This is a genomic window from Thermicanus aegyptius DSM 12793, from assembly GCF_000510645.1.
In the GTDB taxonomy this organism is placed as follows: Bacteria; Bacillota; Bacilli; order Thermicanales; family Thermicanaceae; genus Thermicanus; species Thermicanus aegyptius.
This window is the reverse complement of record NZ_KI783301.1, coordinates 2,193,877-2,207,821: the sequence shown is the minus strand read 5'-3', so window position 1 is coordinate 2,207,821 and position 13,945 is coordinate 2,193,877. Positions and strand designations below refer to the sequence as shown.

The 13,945-nt window shown below is 44.9% G+C and carries 10 protein-coding genes; all 10 read left to right on the top strand.

The window, feature by feature from the left end:
• The first annotated feature begins 44 nt into the window (after nt 1-44).
• On the top strand, nt 45-2,942 hold the full coding sequence (locus THEAE_RS0111670) for a hypothetical protein (RefSeq protein WP_028987604.1): 2,898 nt from the start codon (nt 45-47) through the stop codon (nt 2,940-2,942).
• A 124-nt stretch (nt 2,943-3,066) separates the two neighbouring features.
• The gene (locus THEAE_RS0111665) at nt 3,067-4,329 is read left to right on the top strand and encodes a hypothetical protein (protein WP_156920614.1); all 1,263 of its coding nucleotides are present in this window, start codon (nt 3,067-3,069) and stop codon (nt 4,327-4,329) included.
• A gap of 294 nt (nt 4,330-4,623) precedes the next feature.
• Nucleotides 4,624-5,253 carry a TadE/TadG family type IV pilus assembly protein gene (locus tag THEAE_RS0111660; protein WP_169729986.1) on the top strand — a complete coding sequence of 210 codons (630 nt, stop codon included), beginning with the start codon at nt 4,624-4,626 and terminating at the stop codon, nt 5,251-5,253.
• Nucleotides 5,253-5,684 (top strand): TadE/TadG family type IV pilus assembly protein, encoded by a 432-nt coding sequence (locus THEAE_RS20790; RefSeq protein WP_039944447.1) that lies wholly within the window; start codon nt 5,253-5,255, stop codon nt 5,682-5,684. The genes THEAE_RS0111660 and THEAE_RS20790 overlap by 1 nt, the downstream gene beginning before the upstream one ends.
• On the top strand, nt 5,675-6,298 hold the full coding sequence (locus tag THEAE_RS22095; protein WP_028987601.1) for a prepilin peptidase: 624 nt from the start codon (nt 5,675-5,677) through the stop codon (nt 6,296-6,298). Before THEAE_RS20790 ends, THEAE_RS22095 begins: the two co-directional genes overlap by 10 nt.
• Nucleotides 6,282-10,463 (top strand): glycine-rich protein, encoded by a 4,182-nt coding sequence (locus THEAE_RS22090; protein ID WP_052329954.1) that lies wholly within the window; start codon nt 6,282-6,284, stop codon nt 10,461-10,463. Before THEAE_RS22095 ends, THEAE_RS22090 begins: the two co-directional genes overlap by 17 nt.
• A 204-nt stretch (nt 10,464-10,667) precedes the next feature.
• Nucleotides 10,668-11,105, top strand: coding sequence for a thioredoxin family protein (locus tag THEAE_RS0111640; RefSeq protein WP_028987600.1), 438 nt, complete (start codon nt 10,668-10,670; stop codon nt 11,103-11,105).
• A 12-nt stretch (nt 11,106-11,117) separates the two neighbouring features.
• A complete protein-coding gene (locus tag THEAE_RS0111635; protein ID WP_028987599.1) occupies nt 11,118-12,170 on the top strand; it encodes a ParM/StbA family protein in 1,053 nt (350 codons plus the stop codon).
• Nucleotides 12,171-12,501: 331 nt separating this feature from the next.
• Nucleotides 12,502-12,804, top strand: a complete 303-nt coding sequence (locus tag THEAE_RS0111630; protein WP_028987598.1) for a hypothetical protein — start codon at nt 12,502-12,504, stop codon at nt 12,802-12,804.
• Nucleotides 12,805-12,823: 19 nt separating this feature from the next.
• Nucleotides 12,824-13,423 carry a hypothetical protein gene (locus THEAE_RS0111625; RefSeq protein WP_028987597.1) on the top strand — a complete coding sequence of 200 codons (600 nt, stop codon included), beginning with the start codon at nt 12,824-12,826 and terminating at the stop codon, nt 13,421-13,423.
• The last annotated feature ends 522 nt before the right edge of the window (nt 13,424-13,945 follow it).

The following is a 13,945-nucleotide window of genomic DNA, read 5'->3' as shown; positions in this document are numbered from 1 at the left end:
GCATTCCTCCCCATGCCTGAAGGCAGGGGTCTCCTGCGCCGGTTATGATGAAGATGAAACCGATTTTGCGACACAAACGATGGATAAGCGCCTCTTTGGTTTTGGTCCTTCTCTTTTCGCTTCTCGCCTCCTTCCCTGTTTTCGGAGGCAGCCTTGATAGTAATAACAAATTCGACATTAATCTCTCCAGCTACCCCAATCACAACTATTTTAGTTCGAATCCAAGCTGGAAATTTCAAAAAATCGCCGGAATGGGGAATGAAAACATCGCCAAATACAACATTTTAACAGACCCCGTTCAGGCGGTTACGGTAACAGAACAAGGAGGGACAGGGCTATATATCCGGATTGATGACAAAGGGAATAAAGATAATGGTTGGTCTCTCCGCTTGATAAACGAATCAAAGATTACTGCCCCTCCCGGGGTAGACGCCACTTTAAGCGGGGAGGCGGGTGTCCCGCAGGCAACCGATTTGGTAAAGGATATGTACCATTCCTATTGGTGGATATTGAACAACGTCATCACGCACAAAGACAGTCGAGGAAATGTAACCGTTGACCAAAATTATGATCAATATGTTTTTAAATTGCGGGAGCCCGTATCTGGCGGGAGAGAAGTCGAAGTCCCCTACATCTCCTGGGACTTCCTCGACGGGATCACCGCGTTCATCAATAAGGAAACGACCAACGGCTATTTCTACTGGCAAGGGAAATACACAAATGGCCCCGATACCTATGAAGTTATCTACAGAGGGATAAGTTCTACGAAACAAACCGCTACAAACTATGGGATAACAAACTTCCGCTCTACGGGCTTTACGGGCTTTAAACCAACAGGAAGCGCAGGTGCAGGGATTGAGAAAGGAACGGTGCAACTGGAGTTTATGGCTGAGGTGCAATACAAAGATGTTCACGTCCTGAAAAAGAATGCCACCTATTGGTTCAACCACTACACCAACGTCGGGATCAGCGAATACTCGGTCGCCGCTTCCAAGACGATGCTTTCCGGGGACAAGAAGAAAAGCGATTCGGTGGTGGGAAATCTCGACATCCTGGAGCAAAACGACACCCTGACGATTCGCCTCTTTAGCTCCATCAATACTTCAAAAGCATATTTCCCTAACCTCGACTATTACAACAGTCACCAGGATGAATTTAAGGTGGAACGGAGAAATCCTGCCGTATTTGCGGCAACAGAAGTGCCGTATATGGTCTTTGTAGCAAGCTATATGCCAAAAAGTGAAAGATACCCAAACGAAATCGACACAATCTCTATTCGTGATGTGCTGATGCAACAGCCGGGTAAAATCATCCCCACAAGCGCCGTAAGCGCAACTCCGTTCATTAACGTAACCTTACCAACAAATTCCCAGTATATCCTGATCGTACCGATCTTAAATCCCTACCGTTTCTATGAAGATATCGTAAATGACAAAACCGGAACTCTGAAAAATGCGTTTATTCTAAAATTAAAAGGCGGAGACAATAATTCCGGAACGCTAAAAATTCTCCAGCAAATGGAAAGTGATTATACCGCAAAAGGGATGACATTCCTCTTTGATAAAGAAGCGATCGCCGATACCTTAGCTGACGATCTTTACAAAAAAATTATCGGGAAGATCGAAAAGGACTATACAACAAAGAAAAACTCAGGACAATTGGACAAATTCCACACGCAAAACGTAGGAAATGGCCGGGCGAAGATTCTGTATGGAGATCGTCTTTTCCCGTCGAATACGGACGCACAAAAACAGATTATCCAAACAACGCGTAAGGCCATTGAAGATGTGGTGGTCCGAAAGAAAGACCCTTTAAAAGTCTTTGGGCCGTCGAGCGGGTACGAGAATGAAGTGAAACAACTCTATGACGACAACACCTCTATACAAGACATTGTAGACGCGTACTTTAAGGGAGATTGGCGGAACATCCTCGTTCTTCCCTATAAAGTAAAACAACCCGACGCAATAACGGTAAAGATTACCGACACGGGAATCTCCCCGAAAGTAGACAATGCGTTGGCTGGAGCAGGGAAGAGTGAGTATGAAAGCAAGGCGATTACCGATCCCTCTTATGCCATCCCCGGCAAGATTTATACGGCAAGGTATTCCATCACCAATAACAGCGACCAGCCGATTACAAGCCTTGCTCTTCGGTATTATGTCGTAAGCACCAAACCGGACGGCGTGGGGCACCCCAAGATATTTGAAAGCAAACCCATCGGCGTCTTTTACGGTACAGAATACACCTTTAGTAATTACCTTGATAAGGATGGGAAACCGAAAACGGTCAACTCTTATGTGCCGTATTACGCAGGAACAAATAGTGATGGTGAAAGCTTTGAAACCCTTCACTCCAAGATTAACGATGATCCCTACATGAAACTGAAAGAAGAAAACGGCGGGACATGGCCGGAGTTGATCCAAACATTTATAGACCCGGGTGAGACGGTGGAAGGAACCTTCCTCTGGAAGATGCCGGACGCAACGCAAAACCCCAGCAAAGACCCCGTCGTTCTCTATGTAACGGCTGCCCTGAAACTGGACAAGAACGCCAATATGAAAGGGACGGGATCAGGCGAGATCAACAGTCATTTCCAGGAAGAAGAATTAAATTACTATCCTGATCAAAGTCCGGCAATGTTCTTCTCCTTTACGCCGAACCAGATCATGGCGCGTCATGTGGAAGATACAAACGTCAATAATCTTCGGGATTCGCGGACAATCGCCGCACGGCTTGATTCCTATGTACCGAATCCTAAAGACCCCTTCGATCCGATCGCATACCCGCCGGACAAACTTCAGGATAAACAAACCTTCCTGCGGTACACCACGACGGAAAATATTTCTTACCAAGAGTATGACGAATGGGTCGAAGACGGATACTGGATTGAACGGCAGCCGCTCATCGTCCGGTATAAACGGACACAATGGATTGTGAGGTGAGAAAATGCTTCATAAAAGAATACCGTTTCATGTTATCGTTTTAAGTATTTCCTTTCTCCTGTTCCTCCTGTTTCTGTATCTCAACTTTGGGATTCGCGTTTCCGGAGAAGGAGAATACCCGCAGGTGACCTTGAAAAACAAGGCTGGGCAGACCTGGGTAATGACGGGGTACTGGGGGGAGATTGACGGGCAACGGGTCTTCTACCCCGTCCCCCCCACTCAGACGAATCCGGCTGGGCAGATATGGGTGGATGCTTCACACTATGAGCGGAAACAAAACCAGCAAAAAGTAACAGAGACCACAACGGTGCTGGACGAAATCAAAACACCGACAATGACACTAAGACAAAAGGAAGCCGGGGATCACCGCCTGATTATGACGGTGAACAACCCGAACTACTTTACGATTGTCGCAAGCGTAAAACTCGTCTCAAAGACGCCGGATGCGGAAGTAGCTAACCTAACGGAACAAAAGCAGGAAAATGTGACGCTACCCCCCGGGGATACGGAGCTTACCTTTGATAGCGTGAAACGTCATGAGGGGCAGGCGAAGTACGATGTAGACATCCGGGTAACGGAGAACCGGCATCCGAATGTTCATCCCGATTACAAAACGGTGCGGAACTTGGGGAAAATCTATACGGATACCCCGGTGTACATCGCCTTCAAAGTGCCGGAAGTGACTCTGGAATCGAACCACGCAGGGACTCCATCTACCTTCGGAACCAATTGGACGTTCAGGAATCCAAACACCATTGACTACGCTTACAAAGCGGAGATCATCGACGCAAGAGGAACCAAAACCGTAAAGACAGGGACGATCAAGGCAGGGGAGATGATCAGCGGATCAGAGATTGCGATCCCCTCCACCGCTTCAACGAACACACAGACGTTTAAGGTAACCTTCGATCCGGATAAGGCAAGCCCGATGCCGAAGGTAAATTCCGCGAGCTTCACGTTTATCGTCGCCAATGCGGGGCTTACGCTTAATGCTTCGACAAGCGATAAAGACTACGAGACGAAAAGCCAAAGCATTTCAACGGGGTGCGCCTACGGCTCCAGCCCCTCTAATCCGCAAGCTCACTATGTATGGAAAGGTGCAAGCTATACGGTCACATCCACGGTGACGAACAACAGCAATTTCCCCATTGTGGTGACTGTCACCGTAGATGGGAAATCCGGCACCTATACCTTGGCGGAATATGCGTCAACATCGGGGCCTTCGACGAGTGGAGATACCCATGATGCGAAAACGATTAAAGGCAGCGCAACATGGTCTGGTCATACCACGAATGCAAGCACAACCATTTCAGTGAGAGGATGGGTGGAGACGGGTAGAGATTCCTACACCTGCAATCCGCCGCCTCCGCCCCCGCCTGAAAACTAAACTTACGGGAGATTGGCTTTTGGCCGATCTCCCTTTTTTTGTTTTTGTAGAGGACATTTTGGGGCTTTAGGAGGTGTTCTGAAATCAAATTTTGAAACCCGCCGCCAGATGCGTTGCGCTCGTCGGTATTGCAACGCACTTTGTAGGGACACGCCTTGTAGGGCAAACCGCAGCAATCGGGCACGCGGCGGCATTTCGCCATCCACTAAAGCGCGCTGGCAATTGAAGCTGCGTTTGTGCCGCTGGCTTGCTAGGCTTTTTACCGAAATATGGTTCAAAAGGGGTGAAATGGGTGTGCTTAAGTCTATCAAAAACAAAAGAGGTTTCTTAATCGAATTTGCATATCTTATGCCGGTTCTTATTCTCTTTGTAGCCCTTGTTATCGAATTTACCCAGATCCGGATGATTAAAAACGAACTGCAGGCGATGGTGGACGCCGCTTCCCTTGCCGGGGTGATGAGGGCGCATGTGATGACAGACGTGACTTATGAAAACAGGTATGACGATAACGGCAATCTGATCGGGGTATATCCCGTCGCACAAAACTATCGGCTGATTAACGACGACCTGGAAGCCTTTGATATTGCAGTAAACACTATGCTTGAAAACATCGAAAAACATCCGGGCTGGGGGACGGATGGGACGACGAGAATTACCGTCGATCTTTCACGAGCGTACGGAGAGCCAATTTCAAGCGGCTTAAGTGACGCGGTGACGGGAAATGGGGTTCCGGATGATCGCGGGGATTACAGTGATTTGGACGAATACTACTTTACCGCTGAGGCGCGAGTCAAAACTGTCTTTGTCGTCCCAGCCCTTAAACTCTTCAATGCATTAACAGGTACCCCTGTTCCGGTGAACGATTTGAACGAGATCGTACTGAAAGCTGAATCGACATCCCGCACGAAAGCGAGGGTGGAATAATGTCAAAGAATTGGAGTAAGAGGGGCACCATCGTTGAATTCGCCCTGATATTACCACTTCTTCTCTTCCTCATCTTTGTGGTATTCGATCTAGGCAGCATACAAGTTGTAGACCATGCCTCCTTCTCTGCCGCAAGAGAGGGGGCGAGAACTTATGCCAGGACTGGAGACGTGAATGCCTCAAGAACAAGCGCACAAAACACATTCAACACGATGGCAAGTAATTTCGGTACCATTCAATCGGTTGAATTTTACCCTGTTAATCGAAGCGGGCAAAGTTTTATCGAAGCCGTGGTAACGGCCAAAGTGACGGCAAACCATTTTTCGTTTGCGTGGAAATTTTTAGGACAACAACCCACAGTAAATGTGATTCAAAAGAAAATGATTTATCCGATCGAAGAAAAGCAGGGGAGTGAAGAGTTTTGGAACTAATCAAAGAAATCGGTCGAGGTTTATTAAGAAAAGCTGGTGGTTACTTTAAAACAGGCAGCAATCTCTTGTATGGAAGGTTTATTCGAGATAGGCAAACTTCATGGACAACAAGGATTGTAGGCTACTTATTATTAGCTATCCTGCTTGTTACTGCCGCCATTCTTCTTGCGTTTTTCTATTCAACCGTAAAATACTATGGTTTCTATGTCATCTTGATCGCGCTTTTGATTGGAGCCATCACCGATCTTGTAAACCGAACCATACCAGATTCTGTTTCGATCATCATTGCGGCAGTCGGGTTTATATGGTTATGGCAACCGGTGGAATCCTTGTGGGGGCTCCTTTTAGCAGGACTCCCTTTATTTATCCTGGCCATGATAAACACAAACTGGGTTGGAGGAGGAGATGTAAAACTTTCGGCTGCGCTTGGAGTTTCTTTTGGGACATCTGCAGTTTTTTTCTTAGCGATTGCGAGCATTCTAGCTCTTATTACGAGCTTTGGAATACGCTTATATAAGAAAATTCGGAAGGTGGAGTTTAACTACACATTACCCTTTGCGCCATTTATTTTTCTATCTGTGTTAGGGGGGTTCATCTATGCGAATTTTATCTAAAATGAAACGTATTTTGAAAGACAAGCGCGGCGAGTATATTGAATATCTAATTGCTGCGCCCGTTTTTTTCTTTATCGTGATCGGTGGAATTGTGGGGTATCAGTTGTATGAAGCGAAGCAGGTGGTCACAAGCGCCGCATGGGAAGGCGCGCGGGAGATGGCGACGAACGGGAGCGAAGAAGAGGCAAGGTATAAGGTATATCAGATTGTATCCGCACACCTTCCGACGGGCACCATTTCTTCAACCGGAGTTCAAGACAATGTACCGGACGGATATATTACCGGGGTTTTGTCGAAAAGCGGGAATGAATACCGTTTAAGTTCGCTGGGGCTTGTATCTTTAAAACCCGCCGATGAAGTGATGAGGGCGAAATTGGATGGGTTAATTGGAAAGACTGTGGCGATTAAAGCGGAAGAAGTGAAAAAGCCGCCGCAGGATGTTCCATCAAATGATCAAGTGGAAGGTGTAAAAGGGACGGGGCAATTAAATTATGAATGGGTGGATATTACGAACTGGAAAGACCCTACGCCTAATTCGGATGGAAAAAAATATGCGAATAATCATGATGAGTTTGAGTCGATCTTTACGCCAAATAATTTTGTAATGCCGGATATCATGATTACTTTTTATACAGATAAACACGGGCATTATTTCGTATCCCCTACCATCGAAAATCTAGGCGGTGGAGTGTATAAGGTAACGGCAACTCACGTGACGGAACAAAAAGAGAACCTGAGAGCACTTGATATTAGCATAAGAAATTGGGGATCAGCGGATTACATCGACGTTAAACTTGCTCCGGACGGGAATATACCGATTGACGATCAAGAGTTGGCGGATATACACGGGTGGAACGATAAGGACTACAGCAACAATTATGGCGCCCTCCAGCCCGATGGGTTTTGGCGGGTATCAAAAAACGGTCCCACAGAAGTAAATCAGGAAGTCTTGATGGATAAATTTTACCCATTTGAAGAGGGAGTTCAAATTAAAGAAAGTTTCCTGCTACGTTTTAATACTCCCGTTTTAGGAGGAAAGGGAATCCATGAGGGGTCAATCGAGTGGCACCAATGGCATACAGGTATTTCGTTTTACGGGCCAAAACCCTCATATTTACCCGTTGGAGCTTATGGTCATTATGCGTGGAGGGCTTACGGAGAAATTTATATCCCTGAAAACGGAAAATATTCATTTGCCGTAGATAGTGATGATGCTTCTGAAATTCTCATTGATGATAACGTGATTCTATCATGGTATGGCCCCCACGGGATGAGTAGAGAATCCGGCGGAGGTAATTTTGATCATAATACAGCGGTCACTCTTACTAAAGGATGGCACGCTTTTGAAGCAAGAATGCAACAATGGGATGGTGGAGAAGGGTTAGTAGTAGCCTGGAAGAAACCGGGGGATACAGACTTTTCTATTATTCCGGGATCGCAATTTAGGATAAAAGAAGAAGGTAATTCATCCAGAGAAGATAAAATCTTCTTCGATGATACGCGGTATTGGCAGTCCTGGACGCCAACATCGGGTAAATTAAAAGATTTTCTTAAAGAAAAAGGTTTTCGTGGGCTAAATGCCGATCAATTAAAAACGTGGATGGTAGAGCAGATAAGCAACGGAACCGCGAAAAATACTGTTGTTGTTTTCGCTCAAGATATTGCACCTGACACCATTCTTGAAAATGAGTCGCCACAAGCAACATTTCGGAAATATCTTGATGCAGGAGGAAAAATCGTATGGGTTGGAGATATTCCACTTTATTACAGGGGATATAACAACGTAAACATAGACACTTGGGGTGTGCAAGGAACAAAAAGCGTTTTAGGGTTTGAAGAAACCTTCGTTACAGGTAGTCTTACGGAAATCACGCAAGAAGGGTCATCCTTGGGCATTAAAAATAGATGGGAATCAGTACGTCCGCTTAGAAATGGATACAGCCCAGATGTTATTCTTGCTCGAGACGCAAACGGTAATATAAGCGGTTATCTATTCCGTTATGCAAATGGAGGAAGTTTTATCCGCATCCACGATAAAGTAATAAATTACGAAAATGTCGGTTACGCGGAAGATGTATATCAAGCGGCAATTAACGACATCGATATGCAATACGGCAATATCACGACCGTAAGGGCAGATACAACCTCGCCGACAAACAAGACGGGAACCATCAGCGGAAGCGGAGGTGGGGCAGGAACCACGTATACGTTTAACTATACCGGCTCAGTCCAGACTTTTACAACGCCGTATACAGGGAGATATAAGCTTGAAGTATGGGGAGCTCAAGGTGGAGGCACTTACGGCGGTCAAGGGGGATATTCACGAGGCGAGAAAACTTTAAATGCTGGTGAGACTCTCTATGTTTATGTTGGCGGTAGGAATGGATGGAATGGCGGTGGTTCCGGTCACGGAAGGAGTGATCAGTCCGGCGGTGGCGGAACGGATATACGCTATGGAGGCACGAGTCTTGATCAACGGATTATTGTAGCAGGTGGTGGTGGAGGGCAAGGTGGCAACAATAGTCTAGGTTATGGTGGGTCTGGAGGAGGATTAACAGGAGGAGATGGGGGGAGCGTTTATACAAGATACGGAGGTGGAGGAGGTACCCAAACATCAGGAGGTTCTGGAGGCGATAATTACGGTTCTGACGGCTACTTTGGAGTTGGAGGCTCAAATACCACTGGGTCTAACAGCGGTGGCGGCGGTGGTGGCGGCGGATGGTATGGTGGAGGTGCCGGAGGAAATGATTATTCAGGATGGGATGACAATGATGATTCCGGCGGTGGTGGCGGCTCCGGGTATATCGGTGGGGTAGAAAATGGTTACACCCAGAACGGAGGAAGAACGGGCGATGGTCTTGCTAAAATCACATTGCTAAACAGCTTTGACGTAAACTGGGATACAAACAACACCTTCCCAACTCCATTCACAAAAGCAGAAACAAAATCAGTAACACTACGCCTAAGTAACCCCTCAAACGGAATAACATGGAACCCCACCAACACAAGTATCAAAGTAGAATGGCGGAGAGCCTCGGATAATCTTTTGATTCAGGCTCCGACCTATCCTGTTTCCACGACCGTAAATCCGGGAGGAACGCTAACACAAACTTTAAACATTCAGGCTCCCTCTACCACGGGAATGTACAACGTAGTCTATAAGCTCGTAAGCGGGACAGAAGCAGGAAGGATTCAAACCTTTAGCGGAATCGAAGTAAGAGAATCCAACTTTAAAGTAGAGTGGGATAATACCAACACTTTCCCGTCCGTGCTTAGAAAAGGTGAAACAAATACCGTTACAGTGAAAATGAGAAATCCGTCGGATATGGCATGGAATCCCTCGAACGTTAGGATAGACGTTGAATGGCGGAGTGCTTCGAATAATGCATTGGTATTGCGATCTTCTTTCCCGCTTTCGGCTACGGTAAATGCAGGAAATGCGCACGCGCAGACCATTAGTTTCACCACCCCGAATCTTCAAGCAGGGGATTATAACGTGACATACAACCTTTTTAACACCTCGTTAAATATTGGAGGGGATAAAATCCAAACCTTCACCGGGATCAAAATCGAAGATCAGGCATTTCATGTGGATTGGGTAGAGGAAAACACATTCCCGAAGGACTGGCTGACCAACGAAAAGAAAACCGTTCGCATTGGATTTACGAATACGGACGAGACGGATTTTGGTGGTGAAAAGAAGATACAAATTCGCTGGATGCGTGGAAATACAGTCGTAAGTGCCCAAACCGTGAATTTAACCAAATCGGTGCCAAAAGGAATTACCTATCGTGCGGATGTGGAGGTGACGGCTCCCTCTACACCGGGATTCTATAACGTTGAGTATCAGATATACGATTCGGCAAATGGAAAAATCAGCAAAGAACGTCAAACCTTCTACGAGATCAATGTAGGAATGTATTCCACCGAATGGCGGATCTATGATGCCATCGAAAGAAACGGGAACAGAACTTATTGGACAGGAAAAAGGTTTGATCCGCTGCGGGATGTGAAGATTTTTAGTGGAGACCCGATGCGAGTACAAGTAGACTATCACGTGCCCATGTTTTTCCCCATCACTGATTTAATAGGTCACGGCAATTGGGAGCCGATGATTACCGTATCCAGTGAAGCGAAGATGAGAAAAGAAGCCCCGGAATTCTAAAAGAAAGAAAGTAAGTTTTGCGCTGTCTATTGTCATTTGCACAAAAACCTGCTAAAATAATACTTGACAATTCGATGGGCGAAGCCTGCCCATTTTTAACAGATGGAGTTTAATGGCCTGCTTTGCGTTGAAGCGAAGCGGGCTTTTTTGTTTTTCTCTTCGTTTTTCTAGGTTAGAAAGTAAAAATCAAGGAGGAAAGATCGTATGCGAAAAATAAAATATCTTTTGTATCTTTTGTTGGTGGGATTGATCTTTATTCTTGCGGCGTGTTCCTCTTCTCCGCCGAAAGGTGAAGGGGATTTTACTTTCGCAACAAACCTTAACGGCAAGAATGCGATCACTGAGTTCGAGAATCAAAAAGAATCCGAATATCTTTTGTTTCTTTACCTTGATCGCTGCCCATATTGTCATGAGATGGCAAAGGTGCTGGATCAGTACACCAAAACACCGAATGCCCTGCCTATCTATGCAGTAGAAGGTGAGCAAGAAGGGGGAAGAGATGTTTTCTCTTTCTTCAAGGTTGAAAAAGTCCCTGTTCTTGTCCATATGAAAGATGTAAACGGCAGGAAGGTTGAGATTGGGCGGATCGTTGGTGCAGGGGCAAGTGTAGAAGAGATTCAAAAATTTGTGGAGCGGAAATAGGAGGTTGAAAGGATGTTTAAAATTGCCGTAGACATCGGTTATGGCTATGTAAAGGGGATCAACGAAAATGGGGAGAGGGTACTCTTCCGCAGTCTCATCTCCCCAGCCCATGACCGGAGCATAATGAGGCTTTTTGGGCCAGATGAAGGGGAAAACGACATTCACGTAAGGGTTGAGGAAAGAGGTAAGGCGGAGGAATACTTCGTCGGCGACTTAGCATTAGAATCTCGCATGGCCATGTATGCTTTTGATAGAAATAAAATCAATGAGCCGGAGACGAAAATTCTCCTAGCAACGGCAGTAGGGGAGCTTCTCCCCCCTGACCCTCAGCCCATACATCTCATTACCGGGCTCCCCTTTGGACACTTCAAAGAACAGAAAGATGCCTTTGAAGATATGCTAAACAAGATAAACATAAACTTGAAACACCTCACCGGGAAAAAGAAAGGACAAGTAAGCACCATCAAGTTTGATAAAGTCACGGTCTTTATTCAAGGGGGTGCTTCCGTTTATGCCAATCTTCTAAACACCGGAGGATTTCCTAAAAGACCTGAACTATTTCGTAGTGGAGAATTGATCTCGGCTGTCAACATCGGCTTTCGTACAGTGGATGTAGTCACTTTCCATGCGGTAGATAAATTAAAACTCATGTGGGATATGTCGTTTACGATAGACGCTTCAGTAGGCGGTATGCAGATTAGAACGTTAGCACAAGACGCCTTTTTTGAAAAGACAGGACACCGGCCAAACATCGTTATTATTGAAGACATCATAAAAAAGGGAGGAAGGCAATATTTCGCAGGGAGAGAGATCGATATATCTTCCGATTTGCGTAAAGCGAAAGAAACAGTAGCCTCTACCATCAAAAGGCACATCACCTCTATGTGGGGAGAAAAGAAAGAATTTGTCCGCACAATCTTTTTCTGTGGCGGAGGAGCTTTAGAGCTTAAAGAATATCTTGAAGACTTCCATCCGAATGTAGAATTCCCGAGGGACGGTCAATTTGCAGATGCCATCGGATATTTGATTTTGGGGAGGATACAAGAACAAACAAGGAAAGTGTAAACACGCTAAAACCCTTGCAGGACAAGGGTTAGAAGGCAAAAAAATGAGTTTTTGTAATACAAACAATCGATCTGATTGTAAACGCGATTAAAGCCTTGCAAGACAAGGGATGAAGCCGTTTTTTTTAGGTAGTTGTATTACAAAGAAAGAGGATATAAGAGATCGCTTGTAATACAAGAAACAGAAAAAAACTTAATAAAACCTTATAGGATAAGGGAAAAGATTGTATTACAAGTAAAAAGAATATGAGAGGTCACTTGTAATACAAGAAACAGAAAAAACTAAGATAATGCCTTGTGGGATAAGGGGAAAGGGGTGTAAACAGGGTTGGATGATTATATCCTTTAGGCCAACGGCAAGACAGGAAGAAAAATTAAAAGAGACCAAAAATAGAACGGAACTTATAAGGAAAGCCCTTGACGCTTATCTCTTCTCAACAGACGACCGAATTAAAGAACTTGATGACCGCATTAAGACGCTTGAAGCAAAGATAGATCGAATCTTATCTGTCTTAGAAAGCGGCGACTTAACTTTGGAATCGAAAAAGGAAGCAAAACAGCCGGAATCAGCAGAAAAAAAAGATCTTCTGGATATATCCAGCTATATCTTTGATGGGATTGAGGATTTATTTTAAAAGAAAAGGAGATGACTAAATGTTTGATAGAGAAAAAGCGCTCATCGATGAAATGATATATCACGTCGAGTTACTGAGGAGTTTGATCTACGATGAAAAAGTGAACCTTTTGTCCTATGAACCAGAGAGAACCGGAATATATCCTCATCATAGACTTCCGAAATGCGATCTCATGATTTCTCAAGATAATGGTTATCCGGTCTATCGCATCACTTATCCGGGACTACTCCCAACATACAAAGAGGAAAAGAAATATAGTAGCTTAATACGTGATTACTACATTTCAGCGACGATCCAGGCGATGGAAAACATTGAGATGCCGCAAAAAATCAAGAAAGCTCTTCTTCTTTTTGTCTACTCTTTTTCAAACAGGAAAATACGTGACTTCGATAACCGCAATCGAAAATGGGTGATAGATGGCATCCGGAGGGCAAAAATTATAGAAGATGATAGCTGGGAAAATATTGAAATAATGGAAACAGGGATGTTGAATAAGGAGAGGGGAGATATGGTCACCGTCTTTGTTCTGCCAATGGAAAATTTCATTCACTTTTTAACAGAATTTAGAAAAAATCCATGTCAAAAGGTTAACGAAAAATTACAGAATATGGAAAAATAAAATGTCAAAATGACGGCTTTTTTTGAGGGGTCGGAAAAATAGAGAAAAAAATGTCAAAATGAGGGTACGATTTGACACGGAAAAATGGGCGAAAGGACTTTTGGGATAAGGAGAAGTGACTAATTCCTTAATAATTAGGGTGTCTCGAAAAAATAATAAAAGTTCCGGAGGAGCAATCTTAGGTTGCGACGACGGAACAGCCCCACCCCAACATTAAATCATCATCTCCGCACATCATTCAGAAAAGCTCAATGACGTTGCAAAACGCCCCAGCCCCATAACGAAAAATCCATCCCAAAACCGGATTTCAATTTCCAGTCCAAAATAGATTCCTACCCCAAATAACGTCATGGAATTAGGATGGAAAAGATAGTCAAATATACCTCACGAATGTTAGAAAAGCCCTCCAGCCCTTAACCTACACTACATTTCTTCATCAAACTCCATTTCACATCAATCCATCAATGGGGATAATACGGTGTATCAAACCGAGCGCATGATTCTCATGGGGATGAAAAACGG

Excerpts from the sequence above, each read along its gene's own strand:
- THEAE_RS0111670 (WP_028987604.1), top strand. The coding sequence starts at position 45 with ATGATGAAGATGAAACCGATTTTGCGACACAAACGATGGATAAGCGCC.
- THEAE_RS20790 (WP_039944447.1), top strand. The coding sequence starts at position 5,253 with ATGTCAAAGAATTGGAGTAAGAGGGGCACCATCGTTGAATTCGCCCTG.
- THEAE_RS22090 (WP_052329954.1), top strand. The coding sequence starts at position 6,282 with ATGCGAATTTTATCTAAAATGAAACGTATTTTGAAAGACAAGCGCGGC.
- THEAE_RS0111640 (WP_028987600.1), top strand. The coding sequence starts at position 10,668 with ATGCGAAAAATAAAATATCTTTTGTATCTTTTGTTGGTGGGATTGATC.
- THEAE_RS0111635 (WP_028987599.1), top strand. The coding sequence starts at position 11,118 with ATGTTTAAAATTGCCGTAGACATCGGTTATGGCTATGTAAAGGGGATC.
- THEAE_RS0111630 (WP_028987598.1), top strand. The coding sequence starts at position 12,502 with ATGATTATATCCTTTAGGCCAACGGCAAGACAGGAAGAAAAATTAAAA.
- THEAE_RS0111625 (WP_028987597.1), top strand. The coding sequence starts at position 12,824 with ATGTTTGATAGAGAAAAAGCGCTCATCGATGAAATGATATATCACGTC.